This window comes from Cerasibacillus sp. (genome assembly GCF_036516575.1).
Lineage (GTDB): Bacteria > Bacillota > Bacilli > Bacillales > Amphibacillaceae > Cerasibacillus.
Window position 1 is genome coordinate 1 of sequence record NZ_DATBTY010000081.1, and the last position, 21844, is coordinate 21844.

The 21844-nt window shown below is 36.9% G+C and carries 19 protein-coding genes; 3 read left to right on the forward strand and 16 right to left on the reverse strand.

What is annotated here, in order from left to right; translation table 11 throughout:
- Both VIG73_RS14170 and mbcS read right to left on the reverse strand, forming a co-directional pair.
- The coding region (locus VIG73_RS14170) for an AAA family ATPase (protein ID WP_331643156.1) at positions 1–605 on the reverse strand (605 nt) is incomplete at its 3' end.
- A 784-nt stretch (positions 606–1389) separates the two neighbouring features.
- A complete protein-coding gene (gene mbcS / locus VIG73_RS14175) occupies positions 1390–2973 on the reverse strand; it encodes an acyl-CoA synthetase MbcS (RefSeq protein WP_331643158.1) in 1584 nt (527 codons plus the stop codon).
- Between the two features lie 352 nt (positions 2974–3325).
- On the opposite strand from mbcS, the gene VIG73_RS14180 reads away from it, so the two are divergent.
- Complete coding sequence (locus VIG73_RS14180; protein ID WP_331643160.1) at positions 3326–3724, forward strand: LysR substrate-binding domain-containing protein; 399 nt, start codon at positions 3326–3328, stop codon at positions 3722–3724.
- 29 nt (positions 3725–3753) lie between these two features.
- Here VIG73_RS14180 and pdaA read toward each other — a convergent pair whose 3' ends face one another.
- The 8 genes from pdaA to VIG73_RS14220 form a co-directional block, all read right to left on the reverse strand.
- On the reverse strand, positions 3754–4551 hold the full coding sequence (pdaA, locus tag VIG73_RS14185; RefSeq protein ID WP_414648422.1) for a delta-lactam-biosynthetic de-N-acetylase: 798 nt from the start codon (positions 4549–4551) through the stop codon (positions 3754–3756).
- A 114-nt stretch (positions 4552–4665) separates the two neighbouring features.
- Positions 4666–5997, reverse strand: a complete 1332-nt coding sequence (locus VIG73_RS14190) for a (Fe-S)-binding protein (RefSeq protein ID WP_331643162.1) — start codon at positions 5995–5997, stop codon at positions 4666–4668.
- Positions 5997–7412: a glycolate oxidase subunit GlcD gene (gene glcD, locus VIG73_RS14195; RefSeq protein ID WP_331643165.1), complete on the reverse strand. Its 1416-nt coding sequence runs from the start codon at positions 7410–7412 to the stop codon at positions 5997–5999. The genes VIG73_RS14190 and glcD overlap by 1 nt, the downstream gene beginning before the upstream one ends.
- Before the next feature lie 194 nt (positions 7413–7606).
- Positions 7607–8917: a Na+/H+ antiporter family protein gene (locus VIG73_RS14200; protein WP_331643167.1), complete on the reverse strand. Its 1311-nt coding sequence runs from the start codon at positions 8915–8917 to the stop codon at positions 7607–7609.
- Positions 8918–9531: 614 nt separating this feature from the next.
- Positions 9532–10332, reverse strand: a complete 801-nt coding sequence (locus VIG73_RS14205) for a YfkD family protein (RefSeq protein ID WP_331643169.1) — start codon at positions 10330–10332, stop codon at positions 9532–9534.
- A 48-nt stretch (positions 10333–10380) separates the two neighbouring features.
- On the reverse strand, positions 10381–10767 hold the full coding sequence (locus tag VIG73_RS14210) for an OsmC family protein (RefSeq protein WP_331643171.1): 387 nt from the start codon (positions 10765–10767) through the stop codon (positions 10381–10383).
- A 105-nt stretch (positions 10768–10872) separates the two neighbouring features.
- On the reverse strand, positions 10873–11556 hold the full coding sequence (locus VIG73_RS14215; RefSeq protein ID WP_331643173.1) for an amino acid ABC transporter permease: 684 nt from the start codon (positions 11554–11556) through the stop codon (positions 10873–10875).
- 41 nt (positions 11557–11597) lie between these two features.
- On the reverse strand, positions 11598–12458 hold the full coding sequence (locus VIG73_RS14220) for a transporter substrate-binding domain-containing protein (protein ID WP_331643175.1): 861 nt from the start codon (positions 12456–12458) through the stop codon (positions 11598–11600).
- 244 nt (positions 12459–12702) lie between these two features.
- On the opposite strand from VIG73_RS14220, the gene VIG73_RS14225 reads away from it, so the two are divergent.
- A complete protein-coding gene (locus VIG73_RS14225) occupies positions 12703–14634 on the forward strand; it encodes a heavy metal translocating P-type ATPase (RefSeq protein WP_331643177.1) in 1932 nt (643 codons plus the stop codon).
- A gap of 355 nt (positions 14635–14989) precedes the next feature.
- On the opposite strand, the gene VIG73_RS14230 is transcribed toward VIG73_RS14225, so the two are convergent.
- From VIG73_RS14230 to VIG73_RS14240, 3 genes are all read right to left on the reverse strand, one after another.
- Entirely contained in the window at positions 14990–15826 is an 837-nt protein-coding gene (locus tag VIG73_RS14230) for a YihY/virulence factor BrkB family protein (protein WP_331643179.1), read from the reverse strand.
- Positions 15827–15941: 115 nt separating this feature from the next.
- Positions 15942–16229 (reverse strand): YtxH domain-containing protein, encoded by a 288-nt coding sequence (locus VIG73_RS14235; protein WP_331643181.1) that lies wholly within the window; start codon positions 16227–16229, stop codon positions 15942–15944.
- A gap of 14 nt (positions 16230–16243) precedes the next feature.
- Complete coding sequence (locus VIG73_RS14240) at positions 16244–16717, reverse strand: low molecular weight protein-tyrosine-phosphatase (protein ID WP_331643183.1); 474 nt, start codon at positions 16715–16717, stop codon at positions 16244–16246.
- A gap of 216 nt (positions 16718–16933) precedes the next feature.
- On the opposite strand from VIG73_RS14240, the gene VIG73_RS14245 reads away from it, so the two are divergent.
- Complete coding sequence (locus tag VIG73_RS14245; RefSeq protein ID WP_331643185.1) at positions 16934–18304, forward strand: sodium:alanine symporter family protein; 1371 nt, start codon at positions 16934–16936, stop codon at positions 18302–18304.
- 385 nt (positions 18305–18689) lie between these two features.
- Here the strand turns inward: VIG73_RS14245 and VIG73_RS14250 are convergent, their stop codons facing one another.
- The 3 genes from VIG73_RS14250 to hisF are packed head-to-tail and all read right to left on the reverse strand — an operon-like array spanning position 18690 to position 21843.
- Positions 18690–19358, reverse strand: coding sequence for an SOS response-associated peptidase (locus VIG73_RS14250; RefSeq protein ID WP_331643187.1), 669 nt, complete (start codon positions 19356–19358; stop codon positions 18690–18692).
- A gap of 51 nt (positions 19359–19409) precedes the next feature.
- Positions 19410–20486 carry a histidinol-phosphate transaminase gene (gene hisC / locus VIG73_RS14255; RefSeq protein WP_331643190.1) on the reverse strand — a complete coding sequence of 359 codons (1077 nt, stop codon included), beginning with the start codon at positions 20484–20486 and terminating at the stop codon, positions 19410–19412.
- A gap of 4 nt (positions 20487–20490) precedes the next feature.
- Positions 20491–21843 (reverse strand): imidazole glycerol phosphate synthase subunit HisF, encoded by a 1353-nt coding sequence (gene hisF / locus VIG73_RS14260; protein WP_331643192.1) that lies wholly within the window; start codon positions 21841–21843, stop codon positions 20491–20493.
- Between the last annotated feature and the right edge of the window lies 1 nt (position 21844).

Below are 21844 nucleotides of genomic sequence, written 5' to 3' on the forward strand. Positions count from 1 at the left end.
ACAAACAGGATAACATCTTTTCGAGATTGCAGTTCTTGGATAAGTTGTTTCATACGTTCTTCAAACTGTCCACGAACTCCTGTGTTTGCAACTAAAGAAGCAACATCAAGTAAGTAAACCTCTTTATTCATCAACTTAGCAGGGACATCACCTTGAACAATTTTTAAAGCTAATCCTTCTGCAATAGCTGTTTTACCTACACCTGGTTCACCAATTAATACTGGGTTATTTTTATTCCTTCTGTTTAATGTTTCAATCACACGCTTGACCTCTTTGTCGCGTCCAATAACAGGGTCAATTTGATTTTGACGAGCATCATCGGTTAGGTTTTTACCGAGTTGATCTAGTAAACCATTGCCTCGATTTGCTCGCTCTTTTGTCCGAGTTCCTGCTCCTTTACTTGCTCCATTACCTAGGAAAAACTGATTTGCAAAATCATTGTCATTTCCAAAGAAGGAATCTGAGAAGAATGATGTAGGATTAACCATTTTCCCTTGCATCTCTTTAAAGCATGATTGACAAAGATGTAATTCCGTACGTTCATGATTCAATTGCATGGCAACATTGACATTTGCTGGATTAACACCACATTTTTGACATTTCATATACATTTCCTCCTGTTCATTAATTTAATCTATAATGTCTAATTACCTTGACTTATAAGACGTTTGACTTTAACTAATAACATTTGTTCTCAACTTCTTCATGTAAGATGTTTTGACTTTGACTATCTTTGACCTTCTGGCTTTATTATACTCTGACCTTATTTGACTTTCAAGTTGTTTGCTTGAAAAAAACTTATTATCCTGTTTATGCGGTATAATTCGGGAAATAGTGAGGGGTTACGTTGTGTTCATGTTTCAATTCAATCATATACAATGCGGAGACGAGATTGTATCTTGCGTGTTGAAATTTCACCGCAATGTCTCGAGGGAATTTTTCGTGCGAGAGGACGCGTTGAGCCTTCAATGCGTTGTCTCGAGGCACTTTTTTCATACGAGAGGACGCGTTGAACCTTCAATACGTTGTCTCACGAGATTTTTTTCTTGCGAGAGGCTGTGTTGAGCCTTCAATACGGTGTCTCGTAAGATTTTTTTCATACGAGAGGACGCGTTGAACCTTCAATGCGTTGTCTCGAGGCACTTTTTTCATACGAGAGGACGCGTTGAAGCTCCAATGCGATGTCTCAGCATGAAATTCGCACGCGAGAGGCTGTGTTGAACCTCCTATAAAAGCTCTCAAGAGAATATATCAAAACGACCCTGTGCATTCGATACGATTAAATCTTTGAAATCGTTTAAATCAGTGACCAAAAAAAGCGAAGAAAACAATCACATTTTCTCCGCTTCATTAATTAAAAGTCATTTTACAACCTCTCCTACGTTCTAATTAAAATTTCGCCTGTGCCTTTTCTTTATTTCGTAATGCAACACGACGAATTTTTCCAGAAGTCGTTTTTGGTAATTCTTTAATGAACTCAATTTTACGTGGGTATTTATATGGTGCTGTCCGTTCTTTGACAAAATCTTGGAGTTCTTTTTTCAGTTGTTTTTTATCATCGTTTTTACCTTCTTTTAACACGATAAATGCCTTTACAACTGCTCCACGGATTTCATCTGGACTTGCAACAACAGCGCATTCCTGTACAGCTGGGTGTCTCACTAATGCATCTTCTACTTCAAAAGGTCCTATCGTATATCCAGAACTGATAATAATATCATCGTCCCTGCCTTCAAACCAGAAGTAGCCATCTTCATCTTTATACGCGCGGTCTCCTGTTACATAGTAATCTCCACGTCTTGACATTGCAGTACGTTCTGGATCTTTATAATATTCCTGAAAAAGTGCTGGGCTATCAAGTTTTACCGCGATATCACCCACAACTCCAACATCAACCACTTGTCCTAGGTCATCGATAATATTAACTTCATTTCCTGGAGTTGGTTTCCCCATTGACCCAGGCTTTAACTCCATATCTTTTGTAATACCTATAAGTAATGTGTTTTCCGTTTGACCGTAACCATCACGCACATCGACATTAAAATATTTATTGAATGTGTCAATCACTTCAACGTTTAGTGGCTCACCAGCCGATACAGCGCTACGTAATGTCGTTAAGTTATATTTCTCTAAGTCATTGACTTTTGCCATTAAACGATACTCGGTCGGTGTACAGCATAGAACTTGAATTTCTTCATCTTCGAGTAGTTGTAAATATTTCTCTGCATCAAAACGGCCGTTGTAGACAAAACCTGTTGCACCTGAACCTAAGACCGCTAAAAACGGACTCCATATCCATTTTTGCCAGCCTGGGCTAGCTGTTGCCCATACTTTATCGTCTTCCTGAATTCCTAACCAACTTTTTGCCACTGTCCGAAGATGAGCATATCCCCATGCATGCGTATGTACAACACCTTTAGGATGGCTCGTCGTTCCAGACGTGTACGGTAAAAAAGCGATATCGTCTTTTGTTGTTCTTCCACCAGATAATTGATCAGAAGCCTGTTCCTTTAATTCGTCTAAAAAAATCCATTCAGCCATGTCTTGACCAACAACTAGTTTAATTAGACTGTCATATTCATCTACTTCCTCAAACTGATCGACATAAGGATAGTAACTGACAACACCGCGCACTTCTCCATGGCGAATTCGGTATTGTAAATCACTTGTCTTTAACATCTCAGAGCTTGGAATAATGATAATGCCTGTTTTTAGTGCAGCTAAGTAAATTTCATAAGCGTCTATAACCCGAGGGACCATCACAAGGATCTTATCGCCTTTCTCTAATCCACTTTCAATGAAAGCGTTGCCAATTTTATTCACATTTTTTATGAGTTCTTGATATGTGACCTCTTTTTTATTGCCTTCATCGTCTAACCAAACCAAAGCTTTCTTTTCCGGATTTTCAGCATGTTTCTCAACTTCCATTGTCATATTATACGAGTCTGGTGCTACTAAATTTAATTGATTCAATTTATCCACTCCTTTTTTAGTTTTAATTATATCAAATATTTTTAACATTTAAAACGATATGTTTTACTTTTTATAAGAAGGAATGATTAATTGTATCGTTGGTGAAGAAAACATATGTTATAAGTAAGATGTCATTTAAAAATTCAACTTGAAAATCAATTTAGAGAAAAATTAGTCATTGGGGGGCCTTCATCCATATGGAAGTTTAACCTTAACCGGAATATATTGAAGTTTCGGTTGAGTCATCCTGACATTGCTTTAGATTTAATGGCTCATACAAATGAAAATACAATACAAAAAGTGATCGATGAAATCATTGATGTAGGCATTCTATTCTAAGCCATGTCACCCATTGATTAGCTCCGAATTGTTACAGGAAGATTCTTTTGTTCTAGTGGGGAGAGATAAGTCCAGGACGATCAATTTACAATCATTAAATAGTGCACATTTTATATTTGTCGATTGGGGAAAACCTTTTATGAGTTGGTTTGATGAACGAGTAGGTCAACAATTTATTCCTGCATTTAAAATTAATCAAACAGCACTCGTGATTAATTACTTAATAAGCGGGGTTTTCTTTGGTTTTGTTCCAAAGTCTTTTGCTTTTCCGTATCTACAAAAAGGAGAAATCCATGAACCCCACCACGAATTTCCCTTTAAGTTTCCTGAATATAACATATATGTCATCTATCTAAAGAACAAGAAGGATAGTTTGACAACTAAACTAGGCCTTGAACTATTAGTAATCTAAATATTCACACTCTTTATCATATTACTTTCTCATTCTAACCCAAGGATAAAATGAGGCAACATATCTTTCATTAATAAGTCGTCCAAGCTTTTAAATGTATAGCCTTGTTTTTTTAACTCTTTTATCATTTTTGATAAAGCTGTTGCATTATCGGAGGAAACTGCATGCAATAAAATAATTGCCCCTGGATGGATTTGTTTCATGACTTCATCATAGGCATAGCGCCATCCCTTTTGTTCATTAAGATTCCAATCGCGAAAGGCAACAGACCAAAACACGTGAATATAACCGAGTTCCGTCGCCCATTTTAATGTGTTATCATCAAAGGTACCTCGCGGGGGGCGAAGATATTTTAGAGATTGTTTCGTTCCGGTTATTTCATTAACTGCCTTGTCTAGCTTAATCAATTCATAAGCCATTTCTGTTTTAGACATGGTTGTAAAATCTGGATGTGTATACGAATGATTCCCAATAATATGCCCTTCTTTCACCATCCGTTTGATCAAATCTGACGCTGTTTTGACATAATGCCCCGTTACAAAAAAGGTTGCCGGAACTTTTTCCTTTTTTAATACATCTAAAATATCAGCCGTATAGCCTTGTTCGTAGCCGTTATCAAATGTTAAGTAGATATACTTTTCACCTGATAAATCGGCATAATAAGCATCATATGGCTGTATCATTTCACCGTATTTTCCAACATCGGGAAGTTTATTATCATTATTTTTCTTATAACCCCAACCGTAACCACTTGCTTGTTCAATTGGGAAGCTAATCATTAATATAAAACTGAAGAACAAAAGGCGTAGAGCACGCAATTCAATCAATCCTTTTTTCCTTATGTTCCCCTATGGAAAATGAAATATGCTATTAAATGCGTTTCAGAAAACGAAAAAACAAGATGGAAACAAAACTCATTCCATCTTGTTTTTTGGCAAATTTTATTCATTCGCTTTTTCATATGCTTCCAGTAAGAAATCTACAATGTGAACGGCCTGCATTTCTTCACTTAAGCCTTCTTTTTCAATCCCGAGTTTCATCTGTAAGAGACAGCCTGGATTGGCTGTGACAATCGTCTTCGCTTTTGTCTTCTTAGCTTGTTTCATTTTGTAATCTAAGATTTGCATAGACATTTCCGCTTCAACGAGATTATAAATTCCCGCCGAACCACAACAACGATCAGCATCTTTCATTTCAACATATTGAACACCAGCAATTGATTTTAAAAGCTCGCGTGGTTCAATAAACGTTTGTTGACCATTTTTTAAATGACATGAATCTTGATACGTGACAATCTGCTTATTTAACTGAAGTGGTCGTTTATGGAAATCCAATTCAACTAATACACTCGTAATATCTTTTATTTTATTTGCAAATGCTTCTGCACGGTCATGCCATTCTGGGTCATCTTTTAATAAATGACCATATTCAACGAGAAAGGCACCACAACCTCCTGCATTTGTAATAATATAATCAACTTCAGCTTGTTCAAATGCTTCAATATTTCGCTTGGCCATTTCTCTTGCATAGTCGACTTCCCCACTATGACCATGAAGTGCACCACAACAACTTTGCGTTTCTGGGATAACAATTTCACATCCAGCATATTGAAGCAGTTTGGTCGTTGCATCATTTGTCGGCATGAACATCGTATCCATTAGACATCCTGAGAAGAAAGCGACTTTTTTCGTTTTCTTCTCTGTCAATGGCATGAGATGATGTGGGCGATTTTTCATTTCTATTCTTTTTGGTACTTCTGGTAAGACACGTTCCATCACGCGCATATTCTCTGGCAACAGCTTCATAATCCCAGTCGCCCGTGCTAATGTTTGGGCTCCAGAACGTTGATAAAATCGTAACAATCCAGTTAAACCGATCATGCGATTATGATGCGGAAACACATTTTTTAAAAAGGCGTTACGCATGAATTTTTCTATAAATGATTGCTTATTCGCTTGATAAATCGCATCTCTTGCCTGTTCTAATAGTTGACCAAACTTAACACCTGATGGACAAACTGTTTCACAAGCTCGACAGCCTAAGCATAAATCAATTGACGCCTTTACTTCTTCACTAGGCTCAATTATACCGTCGACAAGTCCTTTCATTATAGCAATGCGACCACGTGGCGAATGGACTTCATCTTGCCCTGTTTCTATATATGTTGGACAACTTGGCAAACAGAATCCACAGCGTGTACAGTTCATGAGTTCGTCATAATCCATTTTCTCTTTAAATGCTTGTTGTATGCGTTCTTTCTCTAAAACATCCATTATTGTTCATTCACCCGACTTTCTTCTTCATGTTGTTGCACGAATATTTTGCCTGGATTTAATATGTTGTTTGGATCGAGTGCCTTTTTAATTTGGCGCATGACTTCAAGACCTGCTTCTCCAACTTTTAAATGTAAATATGGAAGCTTCATTACACCAACACCATGTTCTCCAGTAATGGTGCCACCTAATTCAATCGCTTTTTCAAAGATTTCTGCAAAGGCTTTCTCAACGCGTTCGATTTCTTCTTGATTGCGTGCATCTGTTAAACAAGTCGGATGAAGATTTCCATCACCCGCATGACCAAATGTGCAAATCGTTAGTTGATATTTATTAGCTATTTCAGTGATTGCCCGAACCATATTCGCTATTTCTGAGCGTGGAACGGTGGCATCTTCGAGAATGGTCGTTGGCTTCAGACGTGACAATGCAGACAGAGCCGTCCGTCTGGCGGCTGTTAATTTCTCTGCATCTTGTTCTGTCTTTGCTACTGATACATCGAACGCACGATTTTCCCGACAAAGTTCAGCCATTTTTTTCATATCGCGCTCCACTATTTCTGGTGCACCGTCTTGTTCAATGAGTAAAACAGCCTTTGCTTCTGTCGGTAATCCTATTTTGGCAAAATCCTCTACTACTTTTAATGTCGCTTGATCTAAAAATTCTAAAGTAGCTGGAATAATTCGATTGGCAATAATCGCTGAAACCGATTCGGCTGCTGCTTCTAAATCAGAATATAAAGCGAGCATCGTCTTCTTCGTTTCCGGTTGTGGGATTAATTTTAATGTCGCTTCAGTAATGACACCTAATGTCCCTTCTGAACCGACGATTAAGCGCGTTAAATCATAGCCAGCAACATCTTTTGCTAGTTTTCCACCGGTTCTAATGATGTCACCATTTGCTAAAACAACTTCTAATCCCATGACATAATCACGTGTAACACCATATTTTAATCCACGTAATCCTCCTGAATTCTCGCTAATATTTCCACCGATTTGTGAAATATGCATGGAACCTGGATCCGGGGGATAAAATAAACCAACTTCTAGAGCACGGTCATTGATTTCTTTTGTAAACACACCTGGTTGGACGGTCATCGTTAAATTTTCTTCATCGGTTTCCAATATTTGATTCATGTGCTTAAATAATAGGACGATACCACCTTTAATCGGTGTTGTTCCTGCACATAGATTCGTTCCTGAACCACGTGGTACAATTGGAATACGATATTGATTACAAATCGAGACAATATCAGCGACTTCCTCTGTATTTCTTGGTGCTATTACCGCATCAGGCATCGCTTGATATTGTGGTGTTGAATCATATGAATAAGCTAGTAAACTCGCTTGATTGGTTTCGACATTCTCTTTTCCAACAATATCATAAAACTTCGCAATGATTTCTTGATTAAGCATATGCATTCCCCATCCTTAACATATTAGGCATCTTCTATGATGATGTATGTGCTATTTCAATTCAGTTGTATAAATAATTCATTTTATTTTTCATCTCATGTACTATTATTTTAATTGAAAATAGAATAATAAGGAAGGGTTAAAACAAAACAAAATCACTTTCTCTATGCATTTTGAGAAAGTGATTTATTAATTTACAACACCATTGCTGCAATCAATCCAAAAATAAATAATGGAATATTGAAGTGGATAAACGTTGGAACACACGTATCCCATATATGGTTATGCTTCCCATCGGCATTTAATCCTGATGTTGGTCCAAGGGTACTGTCAGATGCTGGTGATCCTGCATCACCAAGTGCGCCAGCTGTTCCTATAAGTGAAGCGGTTGCTAATGGTGAAAAGCCGGCTGTTGTTAAAATCGGTACAAATAGAGCGGCAATAATTGGAATTGTACCAAAAGATGAACCTATCCCCATTGTAATGACAAGCCCGACCAGCAATAATACAAAAGCAATCATTAACTTGCTCCCACTTAATAATCCAGATGAAGCTTCAACTAGAGCATCTACAGCCCCGGTTTTTTGTAAAATATTTCCGAATCCACTTGCTACTAACATAACGAATGCGATTGTCCCCATCATCGATACACCTTCTGCGACGATCTTATCACCATTTTTATACGGAACGACTAAGAAAATAAACATTAAAATAAGCCCCATCAAAGCTCCTGCAATTAAATTTTTCGTTATAATTTGAACAATTAATGCGGCAACAATAGCGACTAATGTTAATGCATGTTGGCGATTAAAAGTAATGTTTTTGCTATCTGGGACATTGATAGCCCTAGCAGCACCACCTGCTCCTGGAATCGCATCTCTTTCTTTACGATATGTGAAAAACACAGCGATTAAGAGGCCTAAAACCATACCTAATCCTGGAATAATCATCGATAGTGCTGCTTCTTTCATTGTTAGCTCAGCACCATTTTGTACCATCCCATTAACAATCGTTTCGTGGAATATTAAACCGAATCCAGCTGGTACGACCATATAGGGTGTCTTTAAACCAAATGTTAATGCTGTTGCAACAGCTCGACGGTCAAGACGCATCTCATCAAATAACTTTAATAATGGTGGAATTAAAATTGGAATAAAAGCGATATGAACTGGAACCAAGTTTTGTGATAAAGATGCGACACCTGCTATTGTCAGAACAAGCATTGTTTTTTTCCCTGTTAAAACTCTGATTAAAAACTTAACTAAAACAGTCGTAATTCCCGTATAACTAATTGCTACAGCAAAGGCACCTAGTAAAATATAACTCAATGCGGTATTGGCTTGTCCACCCATTCCTGCAACAAGCATTTCAATCGATTCAACGATTGATAGGTCGGACATAACACCAGCCGTAAGTGCAGCAATAATAATAGCAATAATCACATTAACGCGTAACAAACTTAAAATCGTCATGACCAAAACAGATACAATAACGACCCATTCCATTTTATTTCTCCCCTGTCAAAAAACATTTATCTTTAATACTTTATTATAGTAAAGTATTAAAGTGAATCTGTCAAGTATGCTAAATTGAACGATTAGCTTTTTCTTGTGAGTAGGTTTGTCGGAACTTTATTGAGCTCTCAGAAGATAGTTTTCTCGGGAGCACACGCGTTGATCCTTTCATGCGGTGTCCCAGCACAAGTTTCTTATGCGAATGGTCATCTTGTGGACTCAATCTAATGCCTCATGACGAGTTCTCATACAAGAGATCATCTTGAAAATTCAATACGCTATCTTCTATTATTGTTTATATGTTAGGAAACAGTGAACGATGAATATATTTTAGTGATAGGCCACAAATATTATCGATTTTGTTCGTGTCAATCATATATAATTCGTTCTAGGTAAATTTTTTAAAAGTAAAACCTGGAACGGAACATTTAATGGACTGTAACTTAGGACGAGAGAACATACTTACCTTACATTGGAGCGCTCAATGGGCTGTAACTATTGACAGGAGAACTTTAAACAAATGATTTATCACTGCCATCTTTACAACACATAATAAAAAATAAAAAAGAGCATCAAAGCATATAGCTTAGACGCTCTTTTTGCACTTACCGAATTTGAAAATTAAAAGAAACGTGATCTTGAACAGGCAACCAAGCACCTATTCCTTGTTTAGTGATATTTTTGATCACTATTTTTTTATTCCAACCTTTAAGTTGTAGATATACTTCACCAAATGTAATTTGTCCTTTTTCACTAACTGCTGGTGTGAAAGCATGAAGATAACCCGTTTTATTGATTGGCACATGATAGCTTTGCTCTTGTTTTGTTCCACTGCCAATGATTGTCTGATATGAAAGGGGGAGTTTTGTTTTAACTTTTGTTTTCATCAACATCATACTTTTCACTTGTTCAGGTTGGGAAATTTTATTTGTTAATGCACCTTTCACTTCTTTTTGGTTTTCCTGATGATAACTAAGCTGTTGGACCGCATCACTTCCATGATTATTCAACTCATTTGTATTTATTTTTTGATATTCCCAATTAATCGTTGTATCTAAGGAATCATAGCGTAGAGCCCATCTCCCAAGAAAAATCATCCCACGATACCCAATACCGACTGGTGATGGGTTGACTGTTGTTTCATTTAGCATCTTAATTAATTCAGGATTTTCAATAGATATATCCGTTTCTTCTAAAAGCTCCATTGTTGATTCACTTGGTTCCATCAATTCTTGCTCTTCATTTATATTAGGAAATGTATTTCCCTTTGAGATATTTAATACATGATTTGGGATGGTGAATTCGTTGACGGTTTTCTTTTTTTTCTCTTTTGCTTCACTAAATATATTTGGTGTGAAGACGATTAATAAAGAAACAAAAAGAGCGATACGATATAATCTCTTCATATAAACAATCCTCTCTTTTTGCCTTTATTTTTTTCGTATTAGTAAATTTTATACATGAATAAATTCAAGAGATTCCTCAATGTTAATACTTTCTTCTACTGAACGAACCATGGCACAGTTTTTTCGTGCTAGCGCAAGGTTTTTCGCTAATTTCTTTTCGTTAAGATTTTTCCCAGTTACTACAAAAATAAGTTCAATATGCTCGATTCGGTTTGCCTCATCGGGATTACGTGTTACCTGGGCTTTCACGCGTAGGTCATCGATTGTTATGCGTTGTTTTTCCAATATCCTCCTAAACACCATTGAACTACATGTGGTAATTGACGCAACTAATAATTGAAAAGGTCGAAAACCAAGTTCACTATTACCGGATACATGTAATGTTCCGTATTCCAAATCAACGCTCATACCGTTTTCTTTCATTTTAAACTCCATGGGATCACCTCTATTGTTATTTTATTACATTTTTTAAAATTATATCTCTTTCAGAATATCAATTCATCTTTATTGCCTAAAACAAAAAAGAGCCCGAGAGGCTCCTTAAATAAATTGACTTAATCTTTTTTCTAACTTTCCTTGCAACCATTCAATAATGGCACATATTGGCCAATAGACAAGAGCAACTAAAATATAAAGTGTCATACTATCATATTCTCGTCCAGCAACAATTTGTGCTTTTTGAAATAATTCAGGTACCGTAATAACAGCTGCTAAAGATGTTGCTTTAACAATATCTAAGAAAACATTTGTTAAAGGTGGTACAGCTATTCGCGCTGCTTGTGGTAAAATAATCCCCATAAGTGTTTCCCGATTTGTTAAGCTAAGGGCACGTGCTGCTTCCCATTGCCCACGGTCAACACTACTTAAAGCTGCTCGGTTAATTTCGGCAATATATGCGGCACTATTCAAACCAAATCCGATACATGCCGCGATAAGGGCGGTTAATTTAATACCGATAACCGGTAGACCAAAATACAAAATAAACAAAAACACAAGAATCGGTGTTCCCCGCATAAAAGAAATATATAACCGCGCTGGAATATTTAGAGCAATATTTTTCGATGTCCGGGCAAGGGCTAGAAATAATCCAAGAATAAGCCCAATAAACATACTGACAATGGACACGAGCAATGTCATTGGTAAACCACTCAGAACAAATGGTAAGCTCTCCCATGCTAGTTTCGCATTAAATAAGTCGTCGAAATAATATGTTATGTATAGCATGCCTGTTCCCTACCTTATATAAAATGATTTACCTCATCATATTATAAATCCAATCCTTCTATTGGCGCGAAATCTCCTTCTAGTTTCTGCGAGGCATCTTCCATATAAAATGTTTTCGCTAATTCAGATAATGTACCGTCCTCACGCATATCATTTAATGCCTTATCAATTTCTATTTTTAACTTATGAGAATCCTTTGGCATAATAACAGCCTGTTCCGATGGATGAAACTTCAAATCTGGATGAAGATGGATATCAAAATCTGGAAATGCACCTACACCAAACTTACTTAAAAAATAATCATTAATCACGACATCGGTACGCCCATTATGGACATCGCGTAAATAGGCTTCATTTGGTGCGTTACCATATGTGACAACTTCAGCACCAAAATGCTCAGCAATTTGACTGTAAATTGTCGTTGCACCGCCACCTGCCTTTTTCCCTTTCAAATCTTCTAAGCTATTAATTCCGGAATTATCTTTTTCTCTAACGACCATTGTTGCATAAGAAAATTTATATGGTTCACTAAATGCAAATTGTTCTTTTCGTTTATCTGTCACTTCTATATCATTAACAGCTACGTCAATTCGACCACTTTTAATGGCTGGTAGCATCGAATCAATCCCCATGATTTCAAAAGTCACATCAACATCTAATCGCTTGGCAACTTCTTTAATCACTTCAACATCATAGCCCGTTAATTGATCTTTCTTCTCACCTTCACCTTCATAGTAGGATGCAGCAATTAATGTTCCAGATGTCCCAACGACTAAGGCCCCGTCTTTCTGTACTTTTTCCCAGATAGGATCGGTTTCAGCATTTTCTTCTTCAGATGTCTGTTTATTGCCACATGATGCTAGTAATAACATGAGGCATAAGGCAAGTATAATTTTCTTCATTTAAAAAAACATCCTTCCGTTTAATCATCCTTTGTATTGTAGCAATAAACTCAATCATTAGCAAAGGGATTTCCGCTTGACTTTCAAATCAAACCCCTTATAATAATAAGTAGTACATTATAATAATTATAATATAAATGATAATCTTTATCAGTTAGAAAAAGCTGTATTATCAATGTTTAATGTCGAAATTCGTCCTAAATGATAACAATTCTTATTCTCATTTAAAATGGAGGTATTGATAATGAATATCAAAACATGTGAGTTTGTCCCTAAAGATAAAAAGAAACAAGAAAAAAATCAATCATTCTTTCATAAACTAAAACCACACTTAGAATTAATTGCCGCTTTATTAAGCGGTGCGATCGTATTGTTGGCATGGATTTATAAAGATTCAATTCCATATTCTTTATTTGTCATCCTTCATATAACAGCATTTATTGTTGGTGGATTTGCCAAAGCTAAAGAAGGTATTGAAGATACGATTAAGTACAAAGAATTAAATGTTGAATTATTAATGATTTTTGCAGCGATTGGCTCTGCTATGATAGGGTATTGGACAGAAGGAGCGATTCTAATCTTTATTTTTGCTCTATCAGGAGCATTAGAAACTTATACATTGAATAAGAGCAATAAGGAAATCTCTTCATTAATGGATTTACAACCTGAAGAAGCGACAGTCATTATTGATAACCAAGAAAAGATTGTGCCTGCGAAGAACTTACAAGTGGGTGATATCGTCTTGGTTCGTGCTAGTGAAAGAATACCTGCTGACGGCGTTATTATTCGTGGGACTTCTTCTATTGATGAACAAGCGATTACAGGAGAATCGATTCCTGTACAAAGACATGTTGAGGAAGAAGTTTATGCAAGTACAGTCGCACTTGATGGAACGTTAACGATTGAAATTACTAAACCAGCAAGTGAGACATTATTCCAAAAAATAATTAACATGGTGCAATCAGCACAGGATGAAAAATCACCATCCCAATTATTTATCGAACGGTTTGAAGGAACATATGTTAAAGTTGTTTTAATCGTCGTTGCAGTCATGATGTTTTTACCGTATCTTCTTTTTGGATGGTCGTTAGCTGATAGTATTTATCGGGCGATGGTTCTTCTCGTTGTTGCGTCACCGTGTGCTTTAGTTGCTTCAATTATGCCAGCTACATTATCTGCCATTTCAAATAGTGCAAGAAATGGTGTCCTATTTAAAGGCGGTATTCATATTGAAAATTTAGGTCAAATAAAAGCGGTCGCTTTAGATAAAACCGGTACTCTAACAAATGGTAAACCTGTTGTAACGGATGCTTTCTATGCAGAAGGATTAGATGAAGAAAAAATTCTTGCGACTGTTGTTGCAATTGAAAAAGAGTCGACACATCCATTAGCGGTTGCCATTACATCATACGGTAAAGAAGCAGCTGATTCACATCCGGTAACAGTGGAAGATATGCGAACGGTAAGTGGTAAAGGCGTGACTGCTATTACTGATGGTGTTACATGGAAAGTAGGTAAAATTGATTTTGCAGGTAAAAAACTTGTTAATCAGTTCCATAATGGAATTGCTGAGAAGCTGGCTAATGAAGGAAAAACAGTTGTTTGTGCTTTGGCTGGCGATAAGATAGCGGCCGTTTTCGCTTTAAAAGATACCATACGCGAACACGCACAAAAAGCGATTAAATTGCTTAAAAATAAAGGCATACACCCTGTTATGTTAACTGGTGATAATGAATTAACAGCAAGGGCTATTGCAAAAGAAGCCGGAATTAATGAGTATATAGCGAACTGTTTGCCAGAAGAAAAAGTTAATCATGTAAAACATTTAAAAGAAAAGTACGGAAACGTTGCTATGGTCGGTGATGGAATTAATGATGCACCAGCTTTAGCTACTGCTAATACAGGTATTGCTATGGGAGAAGGTACCGATGTCGCTCTTGAAACAGCAGATGTTGTTTTGATGAAAAATGATTTAGAGAAGATTACAAATGCGATCGATTTATCAAAACGAATGAATCGAATCGTAAAGCAAAATATTGTCTTCTCTTTATCTGTCATCGCTGTATTAATCGTTTCTAACTTCCTACAAGTGATTGATTTACCACTTGGTGTCATTGGCCATGAAGGAAGTACGATTTTGGTTATCCTTAATGGGTTACGGTTGCTTAGATCATAATCGAATATCGGCAAAATAATGCAAGCGGAGAAAATGCTGTGAATGCTGCTGTTTTCTCCGCTTATTATTTTTCATTTTTAATATCTATTGAGTATCACTCAGAAAATGCAAATTATTATGTGACGTGGACCGCCATACTATTTTGGTGGGAAAAATGTAGATTATAAAACGAGAAGTACGGTTACTAGTAATTGTAGTTTTTGTAAAAAGGATAACCGTAATGAGTATTGTTCTCCACCAGATGCGAATTCTTGAAAATAGCGTAATCCGCAACCGATACAGCCCTCCACCAGATGCGAACTCAGTGTCTTACCATGATTTTTTCATTCAGGAGTGAATATTGAAAATGCCTCTCTTATTTATGGTTATCTTCTTTCACCTCAGACCATTCTTCAGTTACCGCATTAATCGTACCACCAATAATAATGATAATTCCTGATAAATAAAACCAAATCATAAGGACAATAACTGCTCCCAAGCTACCATATGTAGCAGAATAATCACCAATTGTTTCCACATAGTAAGAAAAGGCGAGTGAGGTTAGCTGCCAACTTAATGTGGCGAATATTGCGCCTGGGACGACTTTTTTCAAGCGAATTTTTCGACTTGGAGCAAGACGGTAAAGTGCCAAAAAGACGATAAAAAAGACAATAGATGAAATAACCCAACGCACTGTATTCCAAAACTGAATAAAGTCATCTGACAAACCGAAAAACGAAAAAATATAAACGCCAATCATCCGTCCTAAAACAGGTAGTAATAACGCAACTACAATGACTGCAATCATGGCAAACATTAAAATAACAGCAATCAACCGAGAGATGAGGAATGGACGCGTTTCTTCAACTCGGTAAGCACGATTTAACGCACGCATGATGGCATTGACACCGTTTGATGCCGACCATAACGTTCCTAATATACCAATAGATAGTAGTCCTGTATTTTGTTTATTTAATAACATACGGATATTTGCTTCAATAAACACCATGCTGTCTCCAGGAACGACAGAACTAAGGGCGTCAAGAATAGTCTGTTCTTCTAATGGTACATAGCCGATTAATGTCATTAATAAAATTAATAACGGAAAAAGTGAGAGTAGAAAAAAATAAGCTAACTGAGCGGCTAATCCAAAAACATCGCCATCCATTATTCTCTCATATAGGTATGTTAAGAAACGGATGATCTTTTTCATATGATTTCATTCCCTTTGCATCATAAACGACTTTTATACAATAAACGCCGACAGAGCAGACACATCCGGTCGGCTTGTCGGCTTCCTCTAGTAAACACAGCGGATCATTTATTTTTTATTCATTTATCCCTTTTCCCGTTACTTTCACAATCGTGTCTTCAACTTGTTCAATCGCATTAATCGCGTTTTCTGCTTGATTATTCAACTTTTCGCTCATTTGCTCAAATGTTGATTGTAGTTGACGGATACTTGATGATGGATTTTTAATTACATGACTAGATGTTGCTTTCATATCAGCACATTTTTGTTTAGCGTAGCTGCGTGCTTCTTTATCAAAAAGAGCAACAATCCCACCTACTATTGCCCCACCAATAACACCAGTCCAAAATTTACGTTTACCCATTAAAAATCTCTCCTTTAATTCAAGTAATGTTGTTCTTTGATATATTGTAATAAGTGTTTACATCCTTTAGAAACTAATTCATATGTATAATTAAAATCACCTGTAAAATAAGGATCTGGAACATTTGTTTCTTCCGGATGTGGGATAAAATCCAGCAATTTTTTTACAACGGTGTGGTTGTCTGCTTGACGGACTTTATTTAGGTCTTTCATATTTTGGTCATCCATCGCAATAATATAATCGAATGTATCCCAATCATTAACATGAACCTGTCTTGCTTTTTGTCCTTCATACGATATGTCTTTTTCATCAAGAATACCGCGTGTTCCTTCATGTGGAGAAGCACCGATATGCCATGATCCTGTACCCGCCGAATCGATATGAATGTAATCTGATAAATTCTCCTCTGCTACCATTTTGCGAAAAATCGCTTCTGCCATCGGAGAACGACAAATATTTCCTAAACAGACAAACAGAACATGTACCACTATTTACACCACCTATTTTCGCTTCTCTCATTAGTATAACGAATTTAATCCCTCTTAGTAAATAAACTTCATCTATTTCTATGAACTTCATACATATATACATACAAAAAGGGAGAATTTACTTTTAAAATTTTTCAAAAAACACCTTGACAAACTGACAAAATATCTAGAAAATAGACATAATAAATCTATTATATAACAGAGAGGGCGAGTAAGATGAAATTGGACGACTTTATTAAAAGTGTGAGTGATTTTGTTTGGGGACCAATTACACTTGCACTAATCATTGGTACGGGACTCTTCTTAACTCTTCGGCTTGGTTTTCTACAATTTAGATCATTACCGTATGCTTTAAAGCTTGCTTTTAGTCCTAGTAAGCAAGATAACAAATCGAAGGGTGATATTACACATTACCAAGCATTAACGACAGCTATGGCTGCTACAATTGGTACCGGAAATATCGTTGGTGTAGCAACAGCTGTCGCACTTGGTGGACCTGGTGCGATTCTTTGGATGTGGATCTCCGCATTAGTTGGTATGGCAACAAAATATGCCGAAGCCCTGCTTGCTGTTAAATATCGCGTCGTCAATAAAAAAGGCGAAATGTCTGGTGGACCAATGTACTACTTGGAACGTGGTTTAAAATCCAAATGGCTTGGGGTACTTTTTGCGATATTCGCATCAATTGCCGCATTCGGGATTGGAAATATGGTACAATCCAATTCTGTTTCCGAAGCTGTCTCCCGTTCTTTCAATATACCTGAATGGGTAACAGGAGTTACATTGACTGTCTTAGCTGGACTGGTCATTCTTGGTGGGATTAAATCTATCGGGAAAGTGACTGCTTTCTTCGTGCCAATCATGGCCATTATCTATGTTGCCGGTGGACTTGTTATAATGGTTATGAATATCGATGTCGTTCCTGGCGTCATCAAACTTATTTTTACTGATGCGTTTACCGGCCAAGCCATTGGTGGAGGTATATTAGGAACCGTTATTCGCTACGGGGTAGCACGTGGTGTGTTCTCTAATGAAGCTGGGCTTGGTTCAGCTCCTATTGCTGCTGCTGCTGCAAAAACGGATTATCCTGGAAGACAAGCACTCGTATCCATGACGCAAGTATTTATTGATACCATTATTGTTTGTTCTATAACAGGAATTACAATTGTTATGTCTGGACTAGCTAGGACAGGTCCAAAAGGCGGCGATTTAACAGCCGCTGCGTTTTCACACTACTTAGGTGATGTAGGTGGACTGATCGTTACAATAGGAATCGTATTATTCGCTTTTTCAACGTTAATTGGTTGGTCTTATTACGGTGAAAAAAGCTTCTCATACCTATTCGGTGATAAAGCTGTACCGTACTATCGTGTTGTTTTTGTTGTAGCAATTATGTATGGTGCTGTACAGAAATTGGAGCTAGTATGGAATATTTCTGATATTATGAACGCATTAATGGCCTTCCCTAACTTAATCGGTTTACTCGGATTGTCTGGAGTTGTCGTCCATGAAACGAATAAATTTTTGAAAATATCCAGTAAAGAAAGAGCTGCTGAAAAGAAGGCAAAAAAGGCAAATGCTGCTTAGGTGAAAATGAATCATTTAAGTATTTTCTAATATAGGTTTGAAAAGTTCCCTAAACTAAAAGTAAGCGAAGAAACAGGAATCTGTTTTCTTCGCTTACTTTATATTTTCCAGAGACTGTTTTCGTAAACATTGTTGTTTTATTCGGGACTAATATATTAAGATTCAGACGTAAAGTAGACGGACTAAAGTTAGTAAGTTATGAACATACCCCTTCAGAACACGAAGAACAGATATTAGGATGCTACTTTAACAAGTCGACTCCCCCTAAAGAGCCGATTTGTTATGCACTTCTCAACATTAGGGAACCGATAAAAGTCAATAAGATAAAAAATAAGAACGTCCATAAGTCACAAAGACTTATTAGACAGCTCCCTGTAAATAGTTTTTATAAAGTGATAGGATCGATACATTGTTCATCATTATGACTTGCTTTATTAACATAAGTTGACACATCATAAGCCTTCATTGGATCGACCTCAATTTGATCCAACCATTGTTTTGCTTCGTTCGGATCAAAGACCTGTGGTTTAATCCATTCATCTTCCATATCTTTAGGTAAAATAATTGGCATACGGTGATGAATATCCTTCATAAATGCGTTTGCGTCTTTCATTAACATCGTACAAGTAAAACGCTTCTCATTACCACGTTCCCATTTATCCCATAATCCAGCAAATGCGAATAGTTGTCGATCTTTCAATTGAATACGCTTTGGCTGTTTAACGTTTCCAGTTGTTTGCCACTCATAAAAACTATCCGCGATAATTAAGCAACGTTTTTTAGCTACTAATGATTTAAAACTTGGTTTAACATGTGCTGTTTCACTACGTGCATTAATCATTTTATAACCAATTTTTTCATCTTTAGCCCATGATGGAACAAGCCCCCACTGTAAATAACCGGCTCGTTTTTCTTTTCCATCATGAATAATCGCTAAAACATTTTGTCCTGGTGCGATATTATAGCTTGGTTGATAATTTGGAATCGCATGTTCTAGGTCGAATGCAGCTAATATATCAACTTCATCCGCTAATAAAGTAAAACGTCCACACATGATTTTTCACCCCGTCCCTTAGGCGCTATCTTACTCCTGATTATAGCATGTTTACCCTAATCGATGACAAGATTTAATAACTTGATCCAAACGTTTAAAAAACTGCTCCATTTCTTTATCTGTACCAATTGTAATCCGTAAATATTGACTGATTGTTGGCTGGTTAAAATAGCGGACGAGAACTTGCCGTTGTTTTAATTGTGCATATAATTGTCTAGCTGAAACTTTAGGATGAGTCACAAAAATAAAGTTTGTTTCAGATGGAAGCACCTGAAAACCGTAAGCCTTCATTTTTTCACTTACCCATGTTCGCGTTTGAATGATTTTTTTAATGTTATCTTTAGTTGTCAACGAGTCAAAAAATGAAGCAGTCGCTCCTGCAATCGCTAATCGATCTAAAGTATATGAATTTATCGAATCCTTAATTTGAATTAATGCTTGGATTAAGTCTTCATTTCCAAGAGCATAACCGACTCTCAATCCAGCTAAAGAACGCGATTTCGATGTCGTTTGGACAATGAGTAGATTCGAATATTCATTAATTAGTGAAACAGCCGATTTAGTTGAAAAATCAACATAGGCTTCGTCTACAATGACGACACGTGTCGGATTCTGTTCTAATATTTTTCTAATTTCTTCTATGCGGATTGCCATGCTTGTTGGTGCATTCGGATTCGGAAAAATAACGCCACCTTCCGAATGAAAAAAACGTTCAATATCCAAGCTTAAATCAGCTTGCATTGGGATCGGTTCATATGGTATAGCAAAAAGTTGAGCATAGACAGGATAGAAACTATAAGTAATTTCAGGAAAACGAATCGTTTCACCAGGTTCAAAGAATGCCATAAAGGAAAATGCAAGTACTTCATCTGAACCATTTCCGATAAACACTTGGTCTTTCGTTAAATCATATGTTTTACCGATTAGTTCTCGTAATTGTTCGGGATCTGGACTTGGGTATCGACGTAAATCTGTATTAGCAGCTTCTGTAATCGCCCGAATGACAGCTTGAGATGGTGGATATGGGTTTTCATTTGTATTTAGTTTTAACACATATTTCTCATTCATCTGCTCCCCGGGTACGTAAGGAGTTGCACGTTTAGCCATTGAGCTCCAATATGTCTGCATCGCTCTATCCCTCTCTTTTAACATGTCTTTTCTTTAATTCCTGTTTAATATCTTTGACATCAATATCTAAGTACGTCATTAAGACAAGCATATGGTAAACTAAATCAGCTATTTCCCAAATGACTTCCTGCTTATTACGGTTTTTTGCCCCTATGATGACTTCACTTGATTCTTCACCGATTTTCTTTAACATTTTATCTAAGCCTTCACGAAACAAATAGGCTGTATAAGAATCACTATCTAGATTGTTTTGGCGTTCTTTAATCGTTTCAACAAGCTGAGAGAGAACCTCTTCCTTCTTCAATTCCTCTGAACCTTGAATAAGTGATTTAAAAAAACATGATTCTTCTCCTGTATGGCAAGCAGGACCAAGCCGTTTAACTTGCAACAGAATCGCGTCACCATCACAATCATATTGAATCCCACGAACAACTTGTTTATTTCCTGATGTCGCACCTTTATGCCACAATTCTTGACGTGAACGACTAAAAAACCACGCTTCTTTCGTTTCAATTGCCTTTCTAAGGGCAGCTTCATTCATATAGGCAAGCATTAAAACATCTTTCGTATCGACATCTTGAACAATCGCTGGAAGAAGTCCGTCTTCTGGGAAATTAATACCCGCTAAAAATAACTTTAAATCTGTTATATTTATGTCGTCATAATGAAACACTGATGCTGCAAGAGCTCCTGAAATACCACGTTCAAAAACCTCTTTGAAATGCTTCATCTCTCCTGCCCCGCCACTTGCGATAACTGGAATATCAACAGCTTTAGCAATCATCTCGGTCAGTTCTATTTCATAACCATTTCTAACCCCATCTTCATCCATACAATTTACGACGATTTCTCCAGCTCCACGCTTCTCGCCCTCTCTGGCCCAATCAACAGCCATTAATTCAGTTTCTGCCAACCCCCCATCCGTAAATATTTTCCACTCCCTTTTACCGACCTTTTTTGCATCGAATGATAAAACAATCCGTTCATTACCAAAGCGACTCGCTGCCTCTGTTATGAGGTCTGGATGTTTGACTGCTGCACTATTAATTGATACTTTATCTGCGCCTGCTTGGAGAACCGCCTCAATATCTTTTACTGTACGAATCCCACCACCGACTGTAAGTGGAATCGTAATAGCTGATCGCACTTGTTTCACAATATCTAGAAAAATACCTCGCTTTTCAGTCGTTGCTGTAATATCATAAAATACGAGTTCATCTGCACCTTGTCGTTCATATTTTCGAGCAAGTTCAACAGGGTCGGCAATATCTTTTAAACTTTTAAACTTCTTTCCTTTCACAACTCTACCGTGATCAACATCTAGACAAGGAATAATTCGTTTTGTCTTTGTTTCCATG